Source organism: Limisphaera sp. VF-2 (genome assembly GCF_049537125.1).
Taxonomy (GTDB): domain Bacteria; phylum Verrucomicrobiota; class Verrucomicrobiia; order Limisphaerales; family Limisphaeraceae; genus Limisphaera.
On record NZ_JBMVQY010000001.1, the window covers coordinates 1,226,867 to 1,245,767 of the forward strand.

Sequence of the window (18,901 nt, forward strand, 5' to 3'; positions counted from 1 at the left end):
TCCCCGGCTAGATTCGGCCAGGGACATTGCCGAGGGGGAATGGACGCTTTGTGCCTCTGGCGCCCCGAGGTCAGCCATCCGAGGGGAAGGCCGTTTCCCTGCGGCTTTCCCGCGCCGGGGACACCCCGAAAGCCGCCGAGCCTTCCGTGGGTCCAAAACCATGGGCGCGGCGAAGGGAAGGGACCGTGGCCGGGAAGAGGCTTTTCCTCCGGGCCGGAATCGCTAGCATGGCATCCCATGCAGGGGTTGTCTGGCGCCGGCCTGCAACTGCACGCTTTGCTGAGCGTGGAACGCATTTGCTTGCAGCTCCGGGCGCAAACCCGGGATGACGTGCTGCGGGAACTGGTGGGGCTGATTCCGAGTCTGGCCGGAGCCCCGGAGCGGCAGGAACGTTTGTTTCAGGCCCTTCGCGAACGCGAGGAGCTGCACAGCACCGGTATCGGCGATGGCGTGGCGCTGCCCCATGCCCGGCAGGCTCTGCCCGATCTGTTGACCGAACCCGAACTGGCCTTCGGACGGCACCCGGCCGGCGTGGCGTTTCGGGCGGTGGACGGTCGGCCGGTTCGGTTGTTTTTCCTGTTGCTGGCGCCGAATTTGACGATTCACCTTGCGATGCTGGCGCGGATCAGTCGCCTTTTGCGGCAGGCGGCCTTGCGGGAGGCGTTGTTGGCGGCTCCCTCCCCGCAAGCGGTGATGGACCTGGTGCGGGAGGCCGAGTTGCAACTGAACCGGCCGGGGGTGTGAGTTTTGAGACGCCGCAGGTTTCGGGGCACCGGCTTGCCGCAAGATCGCGGGTCCTGCGTGCGCCCGGCCGGGCGTGAGACGGTCTTGGCCGCATCACCGCCCGAGGTGGGTTCCCAAGCAAGATACTCTCGGCGGTTGCTGTGGCTGGGAGGCGGAGCCTCAACGGGCGAACGGACCGCGACCGGCCCCGGCGTGGTTGGTCACCAGCCACGGTATCCATTGGGGTGGATCCGGCTGCCATGGATAGGGCGGGGCGAACACGGAGTCGGTGCCGCTGACCAATCTCACATTGCCGCCGGGATTCTCCCAGCGGGTGTTCACCTCCACGTTGCCCGCCGCGAAGATTCGGCCCGTGTCCCCCGTGGTGACCATCAGTTCCCATGGATTCCGAACGTCCTCGAACCAGTTGAATTCGATGCGACATTCGGCAAAGAGCCGGGAGCGAATGCAATAACGATTGCCCGGCGCCCGATAATAATTGTTGAACACGTGCACGCGGCCGAAGCGCACGGACGGCATGCGTTCGAGGCAACCGGCGTCCCACCAGTTGTGATGATACGTGACGCGCAGCCGTCCCTCGCAGGCGCGGTCGCGGTCGCTGGCGCCCAGCAGGCTGGCGAGTCGATGGGAGTTCTTGAGGTTTTGGTAACCGAATCGGCACCAGGAAATGGTGACCTCGTCCGTGCCGTGGGTCAGGTCGATCAACCCGTCCCCGCAGTCCATGACCGTGCAATGATCCACCCAGACCCGGCGGGCACCGCTGAGGCTGATGCCGTCCTCGGGAGAGTCCCGGAGGATGAGGTTGCGGAGGATGACATTGGTGGCGTTGCGCAAATAGAGGGCCCCGCCCAGAAGCACCGCGCCTTCGCCCCCACCCAGCAAAGTTTTGTTCGACCCCACCCGCACCGATTGGCGCCTCAGTTCGAATGTGCCTTCGAGGAGCAACACACGGGGCTCGTCCGTGCCGGCCAGCGCTTGCAGTTCCTGCACGCTGCGAACGCGAATGGGTTCGGATCCGTCGCCGCCGGTGACCGGGGCGCCGACGTGGGCAAAACCGACCGGGGCGAAGTTCGGGCGCGGCGGGGCGAGAGGGCCGGGTTCCGCGGCTTGGGTGGGGTTCAGTCCGAGGCCTCCCCCGGCGCCGACCCATCCCAAAAGAGCCAGGCACCACGGGACCCCTGCCCGCAGACGCATTGTGCCAAGGATCCTCAGGCTGGTTGCCGCAAGATCCGGTCGGAATCGATTGCCGCCGTCGGACCAGAGAAGCTTCATTTCGCCCGAAGGATATCTCCAGAGCGGCCTCTGCGGCTCCTCGAATTTGTGCACGCCGGTTTGAAATTTGGGCGGGAAAGATCGCGTGCGAATTCGCATCCGGCAAGGGCCGCCCTGTTCCGCGCTGCGCGTCGGGCCTCCTTGGAGCAGATCGTCCGTGTCCCTGCAAGGCTCCCGGGAAAGGGTTGCGTTTTCCTCGCTCCGGCCCGGATCGTCGGAGGCCAAACGAAGCACGCGGGTGAGGCGGACCTGGGGGCAAAAGGAGAGGAGTCGCGCCTGACTCGTGCCGACCACCCGTGCTTCGTCAGACCGGCGTGCATCCCTGCGATGGCAAACCGCTGTGAGCCGTTTGCCGAGCTTCCGGATGGCCAAGTCTCTCCTTTGTGAACGACCCCGCAGAGGACTCTCAGGACCCGATGCGCCTCAGCACGGGCGACAGGACGCTCGCCCGCGGTAGGCCAGCCCCGGAGCCTTCGGCAGTGCTTCAGTCCACGATTTGGAGGGAGTAGGTGGGCGAGAGGGCACTGTCGGGCTGAGGACCGCCCATGGCGTTGTAGAGAAAGTCAAAGCGGTAGCGGTAATGGATCAGATTGGTCCCCGGCGGCACGGGGATCATTCCTTCCCACCGGTTGCGCACCAAGGGGACGGGCCGCAAGGGATACGACTCAGATCCCACGAGGACCTTGGGATCGATGGTCTCCCAGCGAAGCGATTGCTGTCGACTGCGGAAGGCCACTTCGACCGGGTAAAGATGATTGGCATTCCGCGGCTGCTGCCGGGGGGTCAAATTGGTAAACGTGGCGGTGCATCCGCCCAGCAAAACCGGCAACAGCAATAAAACCAGCAGCTTTTTCATGCCAACGAAGCGTGGCACGCCCATGTGCGCATTGGCAAGGGGGATTGTGCCCGATCGCGGCAGTGGACCGGGGCTCATCTCCGGAACGTCCGGGGTGGACGGCGGATCCCTGACCGCCGGCCATGGTTTTGTGGACCAAGGTGTCCACTCCAATGGCGGGCGACAGCCCGGTGGAGGCCGCGAGCCCCGGGCCGCCGAGTGTGGAAAATCGGGCTTTCCGGTTGGCCAGTGGCAGAGCCCGACCGGGCCGGAGCCCGGTCCGGGAAGTCAGAACCGATCCAGCTCCCCGGCAGTTGCCGTGCCTGGCTGCCGGTTCTCACTGGTGACTGAAGAGCGCACAATCTGCACACGGCCGTCAGGGTTCACGACTGCGTGGCCGGGTCATTCTGCCACAACCGCGTGGTTCCGGCCGCTCAGAGCGGATGCCCGGATCTGGTTACGATTGCCCGCGCACTTCTCCCCGCACCCTTCGCAAGGGAGCCGGGAAAGACCGGGTAGGCGCAGGGGCAGGTGCTGCTGCCTTGATCTTGCCAAGCCGGTGATGCGCGATCATTGCCTCTCAGCGGCCCCTTGGGGGCTGTGGAGGCCGGACGGCAGCCGACGTCGCGAGCTTGCCGCGGCCCGGCGATTGCGGCGAGAACGTTTGCGCCGTTGGTTCTGCCTGTGCTAGGGTTGGGTCATGGCGTTCCGAATCGGAGATGCGGTCAAACGCGGTTTCTTGGATAACCGCGAGAAGGGCCGCGTGGTGGGCAAACTTTGGTTGTGTGGACGGGCGCGTCCCCTCGAGCTCGACCTGAAAGGCAATGCGCATTCCGACCTGGCGGGGCGTCTCGTTCATTTCCACTCTCGTCGGCTCGCCATGCCCATCGCCGGGCTGGAAGACCTGCCTGACGTCCAACGGGGCCATGCCGGGGATTTGACCGCGCGCCGTCAAATCGAGGTGCCTGATGTGCCGCTGAAGACTCTCTTGAAATGGCCGGACCACGCCGACCCGCCCCCAACCCGCACGACGTTCTGTTTGTACCTCGAATGGTTTACGCCGGAGGCAGGCCGCATGGTGGCGCAGGTGGTTGATTTTAAAATGCGCTACACACGGCCGACCTGGCAGCCCACCGGAGAGGACGAGACCGAGCGGAAACGTCAGGTGGAAGCCGCCTGGCAGGCCTACCTGTCTCAATGGGATGCGCTGCTGGAATTTCTGGACGGCACGGTCAAGGATCCCGAGGAAGAATGGGACGAGTTCGATTACGAACGGTTCCTGCAGGTTTGCGAGGCGCGGGGCGAAAAATACAACGATTTGCTCGAACGCTACGGGGACTCTCCCGAGGGCCGGGCCCGCATCGCCCGCGCCATGGGCTGGGAGGACGATTCTCTCGGCGCGGATGCCTTCGAGGAGGAGGCTGAACCCGACGAAATCGAAGAGGTGTCCGCCGACCCGGATCCGGCTCGCGAAGGCAAGGACTGGGTGCGCACCCCCGAGGGCGAGATTCTCCACCCCTTGGAGCGGCAGTGGCAGATCTTGTGCCGACGAATCGAGCGCTCCTTTCAACCGCAGTTTCGCTACGACGGCCTTCTGTTGCGGCCCGAGACCCTGGCGTTACTGGTCCAGTGCCGGGTCACGGCAGGCCGTCTGCGGGCCGCCCTCCGCGGCGTGGCTTTGGGAGAACCGGATTTGGAAGGGAGCCTGATCGTGGCCTGTCTGAAGCGCGCGCTCCATTCCCTGCACGACAGCCATCGTTTCTTTCAGCTTGCGGCGAGCAGCGGCCGGTTGTCCGCAGCCAGAACGGCCCGACTGCAAAAGGATTTGTTTCGGCTCCGGGAAGCGATTCTCCACCTGATGCAAGAGTACCGGCATCGGTAAAGCCGATGGACCGGAAGTGGTCGGCGGCAGACGCACGGCAGGGTTACTCGCCCTGGAACGGGTGGCGGAGCGTCCGCTTCTTCAGCAGCCGCTCCATCATGCCCTGGAGGAAACCCTTCGCAGTGCTGCGGACCACGGTCAGAGGAACACAATGGCCGCTGCATTTGGGGCACAGCCGCAGATACTGACCTCCCAGGCGGCGAATCAGGTGCACGCAGCTCCCGCAAAACACCTGGTGACACTGCGTGCACTGCATGCTGGCCGGGTAACTGGGATGGATGGAGCACATGGGTATCTCGTCGGGTCGCGGCGGCTCGGGTGCCTCGCGCACTTCCATCCGCACATCCCCCAGCCGCAGGATCTGGCCCTTCCGCAGCTGCACCGGTTCCGTCACGGGGACATCGTCCACGAAGGTGCCGTTGGCAGAGTCCAGGTCGCGCACCCACATGCCGTCGTCCCGCACCTCGATCTCGCAATGGAACCGGGAAACGGTGCTGTCGAAGACCACAAAATCATTGGCGGTCGAGCGGCCGAAGCGATTGATGCCGGGTTTGAGGGTCAGGACCTCATCGCGGCCGTTGGGCCCTTTGACGATCAGTTTCGCCATACACGCTTCCCGGCGCACCCGGCGGCAGCCAATCTTCGACCGGCCGGGCTTCCAATTCCACCTTTAGCACGGCGGGACGGTGGATCAATCTTGAAATCGGCGTGGCGGCTCCAATCATGCCGCTGTGCGGTTTGCCATCTGCAACGAAATCTATCAGGGCTGGACGCTGGAGGACGCGTTGGCGCATGCAGCGCGGACGGGGTATGACGGAGTGGAACTGGCTCCGTTCACCCTGGCCGAGTCGGTCACCGATCTCGGTCCGACGGATCGACGGCGGATTCGCGATCTGGCGGCACGAAACGGGCTGGCGGTGGTGGGACTGCACTGGCTGTTGGTCAAACCGGAGGGGCTCCATCTCAATCATCCGGATCCGGCCCTGCGGCAACGCACGGGCCGATACTTTGTGGAGCTGGTGCGCTGTTGTGCCGACCTGGGCGGGCGCGTGCTGGTGCTCGGCTCCCCCAAGCAGCGGAGTCTCCAGCCGGGGGTCAGCCGAGAGCAGGCCTGGGAATGGACCCGGGCGACCCTGCAGGACGCTGTTCGCGAGGCGGAAGAGCGCGCCGTCATTTTGTGCATCGAGCCGTTGTCGCCTGCGGAAACCAATTTCCTCAACACGGCGGCCGAAGCCATCGCGTTTGCGCAAAGTTTTGCTTCTCCGGCTTGTCGCATCATTTTGGACGTCAAAGCGATGTGCGCCGAGGACCGCCCCATCCCGGACATTATCCGGTCTTCGTGGCCGCACTTTGTGCACTTTCATGCCAACGACCGCAATCTGAAGGGTCCGGGATTTGGCGACGTGGATTACCGTCCCATCGCAGCCGCCCTCCATGAGGTCGGGTACGATGGCTACGTTTCCGTGGAAGTGTTCAAGTTCGATGAGGGTGCCGAGGAGATCGCCCGGCGGAGCCTGGAGTATTTGCGCGAAACCTTCGGAGAGCCGCGGAAGGGCTGAGCAGGGGGCTTCGATCCATCCGGTTCACTGTCGAAGCCGGAAAAAGCGCGTCGGGCCATCCAGCGCAAGGGGTACTTCCCACTCCACGCGACCGGCGTCATCCGCCCGCAGTTTTCCCCCGGGCAACCAGCGGGCTGACGTCAGGTCTTGTGCCGTTTCCCACGTGTAGAGCCGCCCGGGTACGGCTTCCGCGCGCAACACCAATCGGCCCGCGGCCGCCTCCGCCGTGGCCGGCCCCAGGCGCGGAGGTTGCCACGCCTTGACGATGGCGAAATGATCCGCGATCTCGCCCGTCTCCCGGAGAAACCAGGCGTCCAGGCGGTTGGTTTGGACCTCGAGGATTACGCTGCCGAGCACGGCCAGGCTCACCTGCATGGCGGGATGGTTCAGCGGCGCGTCGGCGCGCAGCATGCCGCTGCTGCCCACCACGGCGTACACCGTTCCTTGCGGGGTACTGCTCCTGCCGGGTGGTTTGATGTACGGATGCCCACCGTTGCGGTCCGATCCGTTTCCACTCATGAGCACCATTTCCGATTGAAAAGTATCAGACGGGCCATAGTGCCCGGCCAACAGGGGACTTCGTTCGTAGGAATGGCTGTGGCCGCCCAGCACCAGGTCCACCCCGCCCGCTTCGAGAATTGGGACGATGTTCTCCCGCATGGCTCGCATGTTGGGATCCGTGTCGGAATTGCGATGGCCGCGGCTGTACGGTGAATGGTGGAAGTAGGCAATGACCCAGAAGTTGGTGTTGGCGGCCAGGTCCGCACGCAACCACCGGGCCATGGGAGCGTTCGAGCTCAGATCCGCCGTCATGGAGTCCAGACAGATGAAGTGGACGTGGCCGTAATCGAAGCTGAACCAATGGGGTGTCCCCGAGGGCACGCCTCCCGCTTCGCCGGCGGTGGGAAGGGTGAAGATCTCGAAGTAGGGATAATTCGTGCTGAACGTGGTGGCGTTGGCGGTGTCATGATTGCCCAATGCCGGCCAGGTAACCGTCCGAGCCAGTAAATTGGAATACATGTCGAACTGGCCGATCTGATACTGATCATCCGTGCCCCAGGGATAGGCGTTGTCGCCCAGCTGCAGCCAGACATCGATATGACGCTGGCCGTTGTATGCGTAAAAGGCGTTGCGCACCGCCAACTGAGGGCCCTGATCATTCCACGGCGCACCGGCATCTCCGATGACCCAGATCCGGTATGTGCCCGGCGTGCCGGGCGGTGGTGCCGTCTGGTAATACTGCAGAGGGTGCGGTCCGATCAGCAGCCCGTCGTCCGAACCCACCGCGTAATAGTATCGCGTCGCAGGCAGCAAACCGGTCAGGCGCACCTGATGATTCGTTGTCCAAGCGGTGCCCCGCACCTCTCGATCCAGACTCTGCAGATTCGTGCCGTATCGGACGACGCTGCGCGTCGGCGCGTCTGTTCGCCAGCGGACGACCACGCTGTCCCAGGCGCCGGACTGGAGGTAGGGGCCCCGCACGACGCGCGGCGCCGGAGGCGGTTTGACCTCCACACGGACGGGCTCACTGCGGGCGATCCGGCCGTCCGGGCTGTGTACCACCGCTTCCAGCGTCGCCTCCCCGGGCTGGCCGGGGGTCCAAGCCCATGTGAAAGGTGCCGCAGTGGCGTTGCCCAGCGACTCTCCGTTCACCAGAAACTCCACTCGCTCCACCGGGCCAAAGGACTCTGTCACGACGGCCTCCAACAGCCAGCTTGCATTCCATGCCCCTTGAGCTCCGTCGGGTGGTTGCACCAACCAAACCTGGCGACGCAGATTCGGATCGTAACTCCCCCCGATCCGGAGGCCGAAGACCACATCCGAACTCAACTCGTTGCCCTGGTGCACCTCCGCGGCCAACCAGTTGGTGCCATTCCGAACCCTGGCAGCCGCCAAAACCGGCCATGGCACAAAGAAACGGTCCGGGCTGGTCACATCCGTTACTTCTGGCGCCGCCGGTGTCGTAAAAAGGATCGGCCCCGGGGGCATGCGCACCCGCTGGATTTCGTGTCCGTTGACGTACACCACTGCTCCGTCGTCTGCCAGCAGTTCGAATTGCATCCCGGCCAGGGACTCGACGTTGGTCAGGACAATCGACGTGCGAAAACAATAGGTGAAGAAGGGCCGCCCGGTATCCGGTCGGGCGGGCAGGGGGGTGAGTTTCGCAGCCGGCAAGTCAGCCTCCTCGATGAAGAAGAGGCCTGCTCCCCTGGGCCAGGAAGAATCGTCATAACCAGGATCCCTCCAGGGCACTCCGTCCATCCGATTCGTTTGGAACCGCCATGTGTGGGAGTAATCGGCCACCCATTCGAGAAGAAGAGTCTGGCCCCGGGTGGGACCTGCCAGCCCCAGGGCAATGACCAGAATCCAATGCCACAGGAGCCCTTTCCGTGGGGGACCCTGCTCCCGAACCCGGCGCATATGCCTCGGAGACATCCACGAGGATGGGCTGGATGCCCCCGGGACTTTCAGGCAGGAGTGAAACAGGCGATGGCGCATCGTTCGAAAGGGCCCGGCCGGGAACAGCAGGCTAGGGAACCACTCGCACGCGATAGTATCTTGCTCCAGCGCGCGGCGGCCCGCCCGTATCCCGGCCATCGTCCACATACACCATAAACCCGGGCAGACCCGGAGGTCCGGCATCCGTTTCCTCGAGCTGGGAGCGCACAATCTCGCGGAACGTGCCGTTGAAAGAGCCGTTGTCGTCGCCATCGCTGTATTCCACGCGATATCGCCGGCCGCCCACGGATTGCCAAACCAGGACGAAGCGGCCATCCAAGAGCCTTTGCAGGGCCAGGATGAGGGGAGCGGAGGGCACCGGGTTGGTAACCGTGGAGGCCACTTGGAAGCTGCGGACAGGTGTGCGGAACGAGCGACCGCCGGCCTCAACCTCTGCAAACCATTCCCACGCCTGGTTCGCGGCGCGGATGGGCCACTGAGACATGGGCGGGCTCATGACCACCGGTGCCGTCACGTTCGTTTGCAGCCCGATCACCCGAAACCCACCGAGATCCACGAAAAATGTGAAATCATGCGGCGGGCTGTCCTCGAACCGGTTCAACCAGGGTGAGAACGTGCGGACGCGGATTTCGTTGCGGGCCGGGGAAAACCGGAACAGCCGCATCCAGCCGCTGCCGCCGCTGAGGTTCTCGAAGTCGCTCAGCACCGTGATGATCTTCCGTCCCTCGTGGGTGTCGATCCGATAGCCCGTTACCGGATCATGTCCGCAAAGCATGAGGAACAGATTGGAGCTGGTCTTCATCGCTTCGTAAATGATCTGGCCCTCCGGACTCCACCAGCGCTGGCGAAAGTCCGTGTTTCCGACGCCCTGGGCATAAAGCAGCGAGTGACTTACCAAGATGGCCAGCCGATCTGCGTGTTGGGCGAGCACATCCCGGGCCCAGGCCATGACCGAGGCGTTGGTGCCCGCGGCAAACTCGAGGGTCAACACAATGAAATCCAGGCCCCCCGCGCTGAACAGGGTGTAGTGGTTGTTGTTGTTCTGGCCAAAATGTCCACCGTACCAGGGTCGGGTCCGAAACCGTTCCACGCCAAAATAACGATTGTAAAAAACGGAATCCTGACGGAATCGCGCGTAGTTGACGTAGCCGCCCGCCCGGCTTCCATCGTGATTCCCCAGAGCGACGGTGTAAGGCATACCGTCAGGCAGTCCCGTCAACAAAGGATCTTCCAGTTGGTACAGGGCATTGGTGGCGTTCCACCATTCCCATTCCTCCAGATCCCCACGATCCACGATGTCTCCCAGGTGCGCCACGAACACAATGTTGGAACGCTCGCGATTTTCGAGAATCCACCGGATCTGGCTCAGAAACATCGCCATCGTCCCGCCGTTGAACTGCCGCGTGTAGCATTGGGTGTCCGGCAGAGCCGCGATCGTGAAGTCTTGCCGCGGCACGGCGGGCCGGACGTAGAACCGTACATTCGTGCCGGACAACAGGCCAATGTCCAGCCCCACGGCCAGGCGCGTGTCCGGGCTCACATTGGTCGCGCCGTCCGGAGGTTCCAGCGGAACGACCAGGTCGGCCCGCGCCAAGCCTGCCGCAAGCAGCGCCGAGAAGAAGACCCTCCAAGCCCCGAGGACCCGCTGCCATTGGTCCGAACGGCGAAAGCAGACCGAAGGGGGTGGCCGGTTGAACGGTGGAACCGTACGGCTTCGACCAACGCGGGTCATAAGTGGCGTACTTTGTTGCGCGCGTGCCAGGCCTGCTGTAGCTGGCCGGGCGAAAGTTAGAGCTCCTCGATGAGGCTGCAAGTCAGATCCGCTTCCTTCCATTCAACCCATTGATCATCAGCATGTTGAGAACAGAGCCGGCCAATGTGATCCGACCGCCTCGCGGCTTCTCCAGAGCGCGAACCTTCAGCCGGAGCTGCAGGCTCCACGCCGGCTGGATGGGATCCTCTTGGCCAGCGGGGCGCGCCCACCCCTGGTGCTCTGCGCAGGAGAGTCGGAACCGCATTCATTGGCGGCTGCGCGACTCTGCTGGCCGCGGAATCCAGCTGCTGCGTACTCGCAACCCGTGGTCCGAAAGCTTCCTCCCCTCGCAATTCCTGCTGCGGGCCGCGGCGGCGCGCGCCCGTTGCGCACAACCAGGCAAGTCTCGTGAATCGTGCCCTGCACCGCTTCGTTTCCCCATGCACATCGCAGCGCCTTTCCGGTCATCGGAATGAAGCCCAACGAACTCCGCGCCGTGGAACCGAACGGCGGGAAGCCTTGCCCCATCGTCCCGCGAACCGGCCTTCTTGGAGAAACTCCGCTTCCGGGTTGCCTGATGAGTGCCGGACTCCGGGTCATTGACTCGGCCGGACCCATTTCTCAAGTTGGGGGTGGCATGATCATCGCGCCGTCGTTGTTGGCCGCCAATTATGGTCGCCTGGCCCGGGAAATTGCCCGTCACAAGGCCTCCGGGGCCGAGTGGCTGCATTTGGACATCATGGACGGCCATTTCGTTCCGAATCTTTCGTTCGGGCCGGGTGTGGTGAAAGCGCTGCGGCCGCTGACGCGCACGTTTTTCGATGTGCACCTGATGTGCAGCAAACCGGAGGTCCTGCTGCCGCTGTTTGCCGACGCGGGTGCCAACCAGCTCACCGTGCATGTGGAGCTCGGCGCACGCGTGGAATCGCTCCTGTGGAAAATCCGCAGCATGGGCCTCAAAGCCGGGCTGGCGATCAACCCGCCCACGCAGTTGAGTCTGGTGCGACCCTTCCTGGGGCAGATCGACACCTTGTTGATCATGACGGTGAATCCCGGCTTCGGCGGCCAGGAATTCATTCACGAGTGCCTGCCCAAGATCCAGCAGGCCGACAGCTGGCGGCGCGAGGGTGGGTATCGCTTCCACTTGGAGGTGGACGGCGGAATCAATGCGCAGACAGCCGCAGAATGTGCCCGCGCCGGGGCCGATGTCTTCGTGAGCGGCACGGCCCTGTTCGGCCAGCGCAACCTGAAGGCGGCCGTGATGAAGCTCCGGCGTGCCGTGCGGCTGGCACGGGCGGGAACGGCGGAAGGCCGGGATCCGGCCCCGAGTCCTTCCCACTCCCCTGCGGCCCTGGGCTCCTCTCTCCGGCACGGATCATGAGCACCCAGATTCGTTTCGGCACCGACGGCTGGCGCGCCGTGATTGCGGAAGGGTTCACCTTTGCCAACGTGGCGCGCGTGGCCCAGGCAGCGGCCGATTACTGGCGCGATCATCCTGTTCCCGGCTGCGACCTCCGCGTGGTCGTGGGCTACGACCGCCGGTTTTTCTCCGATCGGTTTGCCGAGTGCGCCGCCGAGGTGTTCGCGGCCAACGGGTACGAGGTGTTGTTGACCTCGATGGCCACTCCCACTCCGGCCGTCTCTCTGGCGGTACGCGACCGGCGCTGCATCGGCGGCGTCATGATTACCGCCAGCCACAATCCGGCCATCTTCAACGGATTCAAACTCAAATCCCATTACGGCGGTTCCTCGGATCCCGAGACGTGTCGGGCCGTGGAAAGCTACTTGGATCGGTCGCCTGTTCGCCGCCTGGCGGCCGCGGAGGCACAACGTCAGGGCCGGTTGCGCCGCGTGGACCTGCAGCCGCCTCACGTCCGGACCGTGCGGCGTCTGGTGGACTTTGCCGCCATTGGCCGTTCCGGTTTGCGCGTGGCCCACGACGCGCTTTTTGGGGCGGGGGCCGGGGCTTTCGAGGCCCTGCTGGCAGGCACGACCTGCCAGGTCACGTCCCTCCACACAGAGCACGATGTGCTGTTTGGGGGTCTGAACCCGGAACCCATTCCCGCCAACTACGGTCCGGCGGCCGCCTTTCTTCGGCGTCATCCGCACGATCTCTGTCTGGTGACCGATGGGGACGCGGATCGCCTGGGTGCCATGGACGGCCGCGGCCGCCCTCTGACCACGCATCAACTGGTTTGCCTGGTGCTGTATCACTTGCACTGCCATCGAGGGTTGAAGGGCCGCGTGGTCAAGGCGCTGACCCTGACGTCGATGGTGGACAAGATGTGCTCGGCCTGGGGGTTGCCCCTGTTGGAAACCGGCGTGGGCTTCAAATACATCTGTCCGGAAATGATCAAGGGCGACGTGCTGCTGGGGGCCGAGGAGAGCGGGGGGATGGGTCTGCCGGGGCACATACCGGAACGCGACGGTCTGGCTGCCGGCCTGATGTTGTTGGAATTGCTGGCCTGTGAACGGAAGCCGGTTCGCCGGGTTCTCCTCGGGTTGGAACGGCAATTCGGTCCCCACCGGTATGGCCGCCACGACCTGCACCTGCCACAGGCCCGTGTGGCCGCGCTTCTTGACCGCCTGCGCAATGCGCCGCCCGATCGTCTCGGGCGCTGGCCCGTCGCGGAGGTCAAGACCTTTGACGGAATCAAACTGATCGCCAACAATGGGGCCTGGCTCATGCTGCGGGGTTCGGGCACGGAACCCGTCCTGCGCATTTACGCCGAGGCCGCCACGGACACGGACGTCCGCCGGTTGCTGAAGCTCGGGTTGCGCTGGACCCGACAGGTCTGAGCCGCAACGCCGGGTCCCGCCGCGTCCTCCGGGGGCCGAAAGGGAAGAATTTCGTTTTCAACAGGCCGTTCTCGGCCACAATCGGACCAGACAACCTATGAACGTGAATTTGACCGAGGAGCAACGCAAACAGGTGGCGCAATGGTTGAACCAGGGCGCCAAACTCTCCGAGGTGCAGGACCGGCTGGCCAAGGAGTTCGGCATCCGCCTCACCTATATGGAGGTGCGCCTGCTGGTGGATGACCTCAAACTCCAGGTCAAAGATCCCGAGCCGGAAACGACGGAAGCGGCCAAGCCCGCCGGACGGGAAACCGAGAAGGCCGGCGCCGGCCCGCGCCGTGTGCGCATCAGTGTCGACGAACTCACCAGGCCCGGCGCGGTCATCAGCGGCAAAGTCACCTTCAGCGACGGCCAAACGGCCGACTGGTATCTGGACCAGATGGGCCGGCTGGGTCTGGCCACCGAAAAGCCCGGGTACCGGCCCTCGGCAGAGGACATCGAGGAATTCCAGCGTCAGCTCGATCAGGAGTTGGCCAAGTACGGTTTTTGAGGCCGTTGTTTTCGCGGAAAACCGCCGGGACCGCCTCGCGGGTGCACCTGCCGGGGGCTTCTCCGTTCCGCTGAATGCGGCTGCCGGCTCCGGTGTTTCCGGCGCGCTTCGCAGGGGATCAGGACGCCACCTTGCGACGCGTGCGCGTGCGAACCCGGGGTGCGTCGCCCCAGAGCCCTTCGAGGTCGTAGTGCGCGCGCACGTCCGCTCGCATGATGTGCATGATCACGTCGAAGTAATCCAGCACCACCCAGCCGGTGGTGTGATGCCCGTCCACCCCGTACGGACGCAAGCCATGCTCCTGCTCGAGTTTTTCGGTCACTTCCTCGATGACCGCCCGCAGATGCGGCTCACTGGTGGCCGAGGCGATCACGAAGTAGTCTGCGATCGAGGAGAGCTTGCGCAGATCCAGGATGACGATGTCTTCGGCTTTCTTGTTGTCTGCCAGTTTCCGACACAGCAGGGCCAGTTTTCGGGAATCCATCGTTGTGGGAGAACTTGCCATGGATGGGGTCAAAGATAAAGCCGCGCCCGGTGGATCGCCTCGGCAACCGGCGGAGGCACGAGGCCCTCGATGGGGCGCCCGGTCCGCACCCGCTCGCGGATCTGCGAAGAGGACACGCCCACCGGGAAGCCCGTCAAACTGACGCCCTGGAACGGGGGCGGGAATACTGGCGCCGGCTGTCCGGGCCGCATCAGGGCCACAAACCGTGCCCGCCGGGCCACCTCTTCGGCTTCGCGCCAGCGCGGCAAGGTGGGCACATGATCCGCCCCGACCAGGTAAAACAGCTCCGCCCCGGGATACCGCCGTGCGTACTCCCGCAAGGTTTCCACAGTGTACGAGATGCCGCCCCGACGGATCTCCGAGTCGTCCACGAGGCAATCCGTCTGGCCGGCCAGGGCGAGCCGCAACAAACGCAGGCGCTCGGCGGGCGGAGCCACCGGAGGCTGTCCGGCCTTGAAGGGCGACTGCGCGGCCGGGATGAAGAACAGCCGATCCAACCCCAGTTCCTCGATGGCCGCCCGTGCCGCCAGCAAGTGACCCACGTGCACCGGGTCGAAACTGCCCCCGAACAATCCCAAACGCCGCAGGCTTCCCGTCGGGCCGAGTTCGCTCATGGGCGACGCAAATGGCGGTCGGCAAAGTTCATGTACTGTTCCCAGTCCCACGCCGTCAGTTCGTGACGGCCGGCGCGGATATGGTAGCCGATGAATTGGCCGACGGGCTGGTGCAAGGGCGGCTGGGTTTCCACACCGACTCCCTCCCGACCGTAAAGGCGGTACACCACACCCGCCTCCCGAGCCGCGAGGAATTCGCCCCGCGGATCGGCCCACAGGTCCTCGGCCGCGCTGCCAACATAAACGGGTCGTGGTGCCATGAGGGCAATCAGCTGGTGCGCATCCACCGGCAAGTCGTCTTCCCGGTCATTGTAACGTTTGAAATTGCCACAGAACCAGTGCGGAAAACGCCGGTTGAGATCGGCGGTTCTCTCGCCGAACCGGCGCCGGGCCAGAGCGGCACCGCCCTCGCCGGATTCATTGGCCACCACCAGTGCAAATCGAGGATCCCGGGCTCCGGCCCACAGGGCCGTCTTGCCCAGGCGCGAGTGTCCGATCAACGCCACCTTGCGCGCGTCCACCCGCGGATCCGTCTCCAGATAATCCATCGCCCGACTCAGGCCCCAGGCCCATGCTGCAATGGCGCCCCACGCTTCCGGTGCGAACACGGTGTTCGTACCGGCCGGGCTCAACGCCGCGCGCACGCCCAGCTTCCAGCCCTCCGGAAAATCCGGTTCCAAGTCCCCGCAGTAGGCTGTGGCCAGACCATACCCCCGCTCCAGCAACCGTTCGACCGGCCATCGCGAGGCCATGGACCCGCGGCCGGCCGCGGTCGCGCGATGGTCGACCACCGTGCCGGCGCGGTCCGCCGGAACCCACTTGGTTGGAATCCGGATGCCGGGGTCCGGGTGCACCGTGTGGTTGCCCATGAAGTTCAGCCCCAAAAACACCGGCACGCGTCCGCGCGGTCCGTTCGGCAGATACAACAGCAGCTCCAACGTCGGGCCCCCGCGATCTCCCCGCAGCCAGATGGTCACCTCCTTGCGGGTGGCCCGACCGTTCAGGGCCTGGCGATCTTCACTGACCACTTCCCACCACATGCCCGGCGGACGGGTGGGCGCCCGACCGTACACCTGTTCCTCGAACAACCACAACAGCTCCGGACGACGACGTCGCTCCCACATCCGCGCATTGGTTACGCGGGTGCCGTCCTGGCAAACCAGGGGATCGGGCAACGTGTACGCCGGCACCCGGCTTTCATCGTAATTCGGCTCTGCCGCAACCCCCGGGCCGCATAACAACATCCCCAACAACGCAACGCGAAACGCCTTCCGGCCGGCCGCACGTCGACCGCGCGTGTGGCGGGTCTCCCCTGGGCCGCCCCTGCACGCCCGGCTCCGCCCCTGCGGAAGCTGCGCCTCAACAACACCGCCGCACGCCACGGAATCGATCCTCGGTGACCTGCACATAAAGTTCACGCGACACGGGAACACGGCCTGTGGACGTCGACGAGACGCGGCAGGGCTCGCACGGGCAGACGGCTGAGGCGGCAGCGGCCCGCGCGTGCGCCCGTTCCAGCGCAGCTTCGCCGGACAGTTCCTTTGTGAGAGCCACCGCCAGCGCCGTCGCCCCCGCCACACTCACGGGCACCGCTTGCGACCGCTCCCTCGCGGCCCAAGCAGGCAGCCACACCGGGGCCGTCTCCTGCAACTGGGCCGGGCGGCGACCTGTCCACAGCCGCCACCATTCCCATCCGCTCAACAAGAGGACCGACCCGACCAACGTGAGAAAGACGCCTGCGACCACCGCGTCCAGGCGGTTGTTGAACTGCAACACGCGGTTGGTGCGCAACGCTTTCTCGGCTGCGGCCACCGCCGTCGCGTCGCCTGTTGCGCGTGCCGCCTCCAACGCGGCCTCCAGGGCGGGGCGCTGACCGGCCAGCTCGCGTGCCTGCGCCAGGAAACCGATGCGTGGATCCGGGTGGGCGATCTTTTGAATGCCCGCCGTGAAGGTCACGCTCACCAGCCACACCAGCGGCACCAGGGTCACCAGGGCCAGCCACGGCCGACCGGGGCGCATTGGGGTGGGCTCATCCGGGGGGGAGGGATCCGGCTGGTGCCTCCGCCGCAGTTCGAGCTTCAAGATCACCGTCGTCGCCAGACACAACGCGATGGCCGCCAACATCTGATTGGCGATGCCGAAGAGCGGCCACAGGGAATTGATCCCGCCCAGCGGATCGCGCACGCCCTGCACCAAAAAGTATCCCCAGGCACTGACCATGAGGCCGCTTACGAGAAGGTTGGACGCAAGGTTCCGCGTATCGCCCAAGGGGCGCCACACATGACCGAGGAAATCATGCAGGATGTACCGCGCCACGCGGGTCCCGGCGTCGATCGTCGTCAGGATGAACAACGCCTCGAACATGATGGCGAAGTGATACCAGAGATCCAACAGGTGATGCCCCACGGCGCGTGCAAAGATTTGCGCCATCCCCACCGCCAGGGTGGCGGCTCCCCCGGTGCGGCCGAACAACGTGTGCTCGCCCACTTCGCGCGCCAGTGCCTCCATGTGTTCGACGGTGACCGGATACCCGGCGGCGCTGACGCGGGCCACGACGGCTTCCGGATCGCCCTTGAGATTCATCGAGAAATAAACCCCGGGCTCCATCGTGCAGGCGGCCACCATGGCCATGATCGCGACGAACGATTCCAAACACATGGCGCCGTAAGCGACCGGTCGTGCGTAGCTTTCGCGCGTAATCAGCTTGGGGGTCGTGCCGCTGGAGATCAGCGAATGAAACCCCGAGATGGCGCCGCAGGCGATCGTGATAAAACAAAACGGAAACAGCTTGCCGGCCACCACCGGCCCCGATCCGTCGATGAAGGCCGTCACCGGCGGCAGTTGAAGATCGGGCAGCACCACCAGAATGCCCAGGGCCAGCAGAAAAATCGTCCCCAGCTTCATGAACGTGCTCAGGTAATCGCGCGGGGCCAGCAACAACCACACCGGCAAAACGCTTGCCAGCAGGCCGTAGCCAATGATCGCCCAGGCCAGCGTGAGGTCCGACAGACCGAACCACGCCGAGGCGGCGGGATGCTCGTACACCCATTTGCCGCCCCACACCGCCAACAACAATCCCACCATCCCGAGCACGGACGCCTCCCGGACCCGGCCCACCCGCCAGAACCTCAGGTACACGCCCATGAACATGGCAATCGGGATGGTCGCCCCCACGGTGAACACGCCCCAAGGGCTTTCGGCCAGCGCCTTCACCACCACCAGGCCCAGCACCGCCAGCAGAATCACGATGATGGCCAGGATCGCCAACAACGCCACCAACCCGGCCGGCCGATTCAGTTCGTCCCGCACCATCTCTCCCAGGGACCGGCCCCGACGGCGCATGGAACAAAACAGAATGACGAAATCCTGCACCGCACCGCCCAGTACGCACCCGATCAGAATCCACAAGGTTCCGGGCAGGTACCCGAACTGCGCCGCCAACACCGGCCCCACCAGCGGGCCCGGACCCGAGATCGCGGCAAAGTGATGCCCGAAGACGATCCACTTGTGAGTGCGGACAAAATCCTTGCCGTCATCGTGCATCTCGGCCGGGGTGGCCCGCCGGTCGTTCAACGCCAGCACCCGTGTCGCCAGCCACTTCGAATAGAATCGGTAGCCCAGCGCATACGAGCAGATCGCCGCGATAAGAATCGTCGAAGCATTGACCGGTTCCCCCCGCGGCCACGCCATGGTCACGTACGCCCCCGCACCGGCCAGGGCCACGGCCAACCAAATCCCTGCACGCAACACCTTTTTCATCGCGTGACGGCCCCCTCTTTTTCTTCGAAACATCGCAATCCGTAAAGTCCGGACTTGGCTCCTGCGCGCGGAGGGTCGGAGGGCCGACCGGGGTCCTGGATTGCGTTCATCCGCGTGTCCTCGTCCGGACCGCGGGCTTCGCTACCGATGGATCGCGCAAGCCGCCCCC

At 64.9% G+C, this 18,901-nt stretch carries 15 protein-coding genes; 6 read left to right on the plus strand and 9 right to left on the minus strand.

Going from position 1 to position 18,901, the window contains the following annotated elements; translation table 11 throughout:
- Nucleotides 1-237: 237 nt before the first annotated feature.
- Nucleotides 238-744, plus strand: a complete 507-nt coding sequence (locus ACPDIT_RS04465; protein WP_423441932.1) for a PTS sugar transporter subunit IIA — start codon at nt 238-240, stop codon at nt 742-744.
- Between the two features lie 159 nt (nt 745-903).
- Here the strand turns inward: ACPDIT_RS04465 and ACPDIT_RS04470 are convergent, their stop codons facing one another.
- A complete protein-coding gene (locus tag ACPDIT_RS04470) occupies nt 904-1,734 on the minus strand; it encodes a pectate lyase family protein (protein ID WP_423441934.1) in 831 nt (276 codons plus the stop codon).
- 766 nt (nt 1,735-2,500) lie between these two features.
- Nucleotides 2,501-2,872 (minus strand): hypothetical protein, encoded by a 372-nt coding sequence (locus ACPDIT_RS04475; RefSeq protein ID WP_423441936.1) that lies wholly within the window; start codon nt 2,870-2,872, stop codon nt 2,501-2,503.
- 679 nt (nt 2,873-3,551) lie between these two features.
- Here ACPDIT_RS04475 and ACPDIT_RS04480 point away from each other — a divergent pair.
- Nucleotides 3,552-4,733: a hypothetical protein gene (locus ACPDIT_RS04480; RefSeq protein ID WP_423441938.1), complete on the plus strand. Its 1,182-nt coding sequence runs from the start codon at nt 3,552-3,554 to the stop codon at nt 4,731-4,733.
- 43 nt (nt 4,734-4,776) lie between these two features.
- Here the strand turns inward: ACPDIT_RS04480 and ACPDIT_RS04485 are convergent, their stop codons facing one another.
- The gene (locus tag ACPDIT_RS04485) at nt 4,777-5,340 is read right to left on the minus strand and encodes an FHA domain-containing protein (RefSeq protein WP_423441940.1); all 564 of its coding nucleotides are present in this window, start codon (nt 5,338-5,340) and stop codon (nt 4,777-4,779) included.
- 124 nt (nt 5,341-5,464) lie between these two features.
- Between ACPDIT_RS04485 and ACPDIT_RS04490 the strand changes: the two genes are divergently transcribed.
- Entirely contained in the window at nt 5,465-6,292 is an 828-nt protein-coding gene (locus ACPDIT_RS04490) for a sugar phosphate isomerase/epimerase family protein (protein ID WP_423441942.1), read from the plus strand.
- Nucleotides 6,293-6,316: 24 nt separating this feature from the next.
- On the opposite strand, the gene ACPDIT_RS04495 is transcribed toward ACPDIT_RS04490, so the two are convergent.
- Together ACPDIT_RS04495 and ACPDIT_RS04500 are read right to left on the minus strand one after the other, a co-directional pair.
- A complete protein-coding gene (locus tag ACPDIT_RS04495) occupies nt 6,317-8,728 on the minus strand; it encodes a metallophosphoesterase (RefSeq protein ID WP_423441944.1) in 2,412 nt (803 codons plus the stop codon).
- Between the two features lie 94 nt (nt 8,729-8,822).
- Complete coding sequence (locus tag ACPDIT_RS04500; RefSeq protein ID WP_423441946.1) at nt 8,823-10,346, minus strand: metallophosphoesterase; 1,524 nt, start codon at nt 10,344-10,346, stop codon at nt 8,823-8,825.
- 796 nt (nt 10,347-11,142) lie between these two features.
- On the opposite strand from ACPDIT_RS04500, the gene rpe reads away from it, so the two are divergent.
- From rpe to ACPDIT_RS04515, 3 genes are all read left to right on the plus strand, one after another.
- Nucleotides 11,143-11,886: a ribulose-phosphate 3-epimerase gene (gene rpe, locus ACPDIT_RS04505; protein WP_423441948.1), complete on the plus strand. Its 744-nt coding sequence runs from the start codon at nt 11,143-11,145 to the stop codon at nt 11,884-11,886.
- Nucleotides 11,883-13,304, plus strand: coding sequence for a phosphoglucomutase/phosphomannomutase family protein (locus ACPDIT_RS04510; protein ID WP_423441950.1), 1,422 nt, complete (start codon nt 11,883-11,885; stop codon nt 13,302-13,304). The genes rpe and ACPDIT_RS04510 overlap by 4 nt, the downstream gene beginning before the upstream one ends.
- A gap of 97 nt (nt 13,305-13,401) precedes the next feature.
- Nucleotides 13,402-13,854, plus strand: coding sequence for a hypothetical protein (locus ACPDIT_RS04515; protein WP_423441952.1), 453 nt, complete (start codon nt 13,402-13,404; stop codon nt 13,852-13,854).
- Nucleotides 13,855-13,972: 118 nt separating this feature from the next.
- Here the strand turns inward: ACPDIT_RS04515 and rsfS are convergent, their stop codons facing one another.
- The 4 genes from rsfS to ACPDIT_RS04535 all read right to left on the minus strand — a co-directional run bounded on the left by rsfS (nt 13,973) and on the right by ACPDIT_RS04535 (nt 18,732).
- Complete coding sequence (rsfS, locus tag ACPDIT_RS04520) at nt 13,973-14,338, minus strand: ribosome silencing factor (protein WP_423441954.1); 366 nt, start codon at nt 14,336-14,338, stop codon at nt 13,973-13,975.
- Nucleotides 14,339-14,367: 29 nt separating this feature from the next.
- Complete coding sequence (gene nadD, locus ACPDIT_RS04525; protein ID WP_423441956.1) at nt 14,368-14,973, minus strand: nicotinate-nucleotide adenylyltransferase; 606 nt, start codon at nt 14,971-14,973, stop codon at nt 14,368-14,370.
- Complete coding sequence (locus tag ACPDIT_RS04530; protein WP_423441958.1) at nt 14,970-16,217, minus strand: acetylxylan esterase; 1,248 nt, start codon at nt 16,215-16,217, stop codon at nt 14,970-14,972. Before ACPDIT_RS04530 ends, nadD begins: the two co-directional genes overlap by 4 nt.
- Nucleotides 16,218-16,332: 115 nt before the next feature.
- Nucleotides 16,333-18,732 carry a carbon starvation CstA family protein gene (locus ACPDIT_RS04535; RefSeq protein WP_423441960.1) on the minus strand — a complete coding sequence of 800 codons (2,400 nt, stop codon included), beginning with the start codon at nt 18,730-18,732 and terminating at the stop codon, nt 16,333-16,335.
- Between the last annotated feature and the right edge of the window lie 169 nt (nt 18,733-18,901).

Coding starts and splice junctions, on each gene's coding strand:
- rpe (WP_423441948.1), top strand. CDS start 11,143: ATGATCATCGCGCCGTCGTTGTTGGCCGCCAATTATGGTCGCCTGGCC.
- ACPDIT_RS04495 (WP_423441944.1), bottom strand. CDS start 8,728: ATGTCTCCGAGGCATATGCGCCGGGTTCGGGAGCAGGGTCCCCCACGG.
- ACPDIT_RS04510 (WP_423441950.1), top strand. CDS start 11,883: ATGAGCACCCAGATTCGTTTCGGCACCGACGGCTGGCGCGCCGTGATT.
- ACPDIT_RS04475 (WP_423441936.1), bottom strand. CDS start 2,872: ATGAAAAAGCTGCTGGTTTTATTGCTGTTGCCGGTTTTGCTGGGCGGA.
- rsfS (WP_423441954.1), bottom strand. CDS start 14,338: ATGGATTCCCGAAAACTGGCCCTGCTGTGTCGGAAACTGGCAGACAAC.
- ACPDIT_RS04530 (WP_423441958.1), bottom strand. CDS start 16,217: ATGTTGTTATGCGGCCCGGGGGTTGCGGCAGAGCCGAATTACGATGAA.
- ACPDIT_RS04480 (WP_423441938.1), top strand. CDS start 3,552: ATGGCGTTCCGAATCGGAGATGCGGTCAAACGCGGTTTCTTGGATAAC.
- nadD (WP_423441956.1), bottom strand. CDS start 14,973: ATGAGCGAACTCGGCCCGACGGGAAGCCTGCGGCGTTTGGGATTGTTC.
- ACPDIT_RS04485 (WP_423441940.1), bottom strand. CDS start 5,340: ATGGCGAAACTGATCGTCAAAGGGCCCAACGGCCGCGATGAGGTCCTG.
- ACPDIT_RS04465 (WP_423441932.1), top strand. CDS start 238: ATGCAGGGGTTGTCTGGCGCCGGCCTGCAACTGCACGCTTTGCTGAGC.
- ACPDIT_RS04515 (WP_423441952.1), top strand. CDS start 13,402: ATGAACGTGAATTTGACCGAGGAGCAACGCAAACAGGTGGCGCAATGG.
- ACPDIT_RS04535 (WP_423441960.1), bottom strand. CDS start 18,732: ATGAAAAAGGTGTTGCGTGCAGGGATTTGGTTGGCCGTGGCCCTGGCC.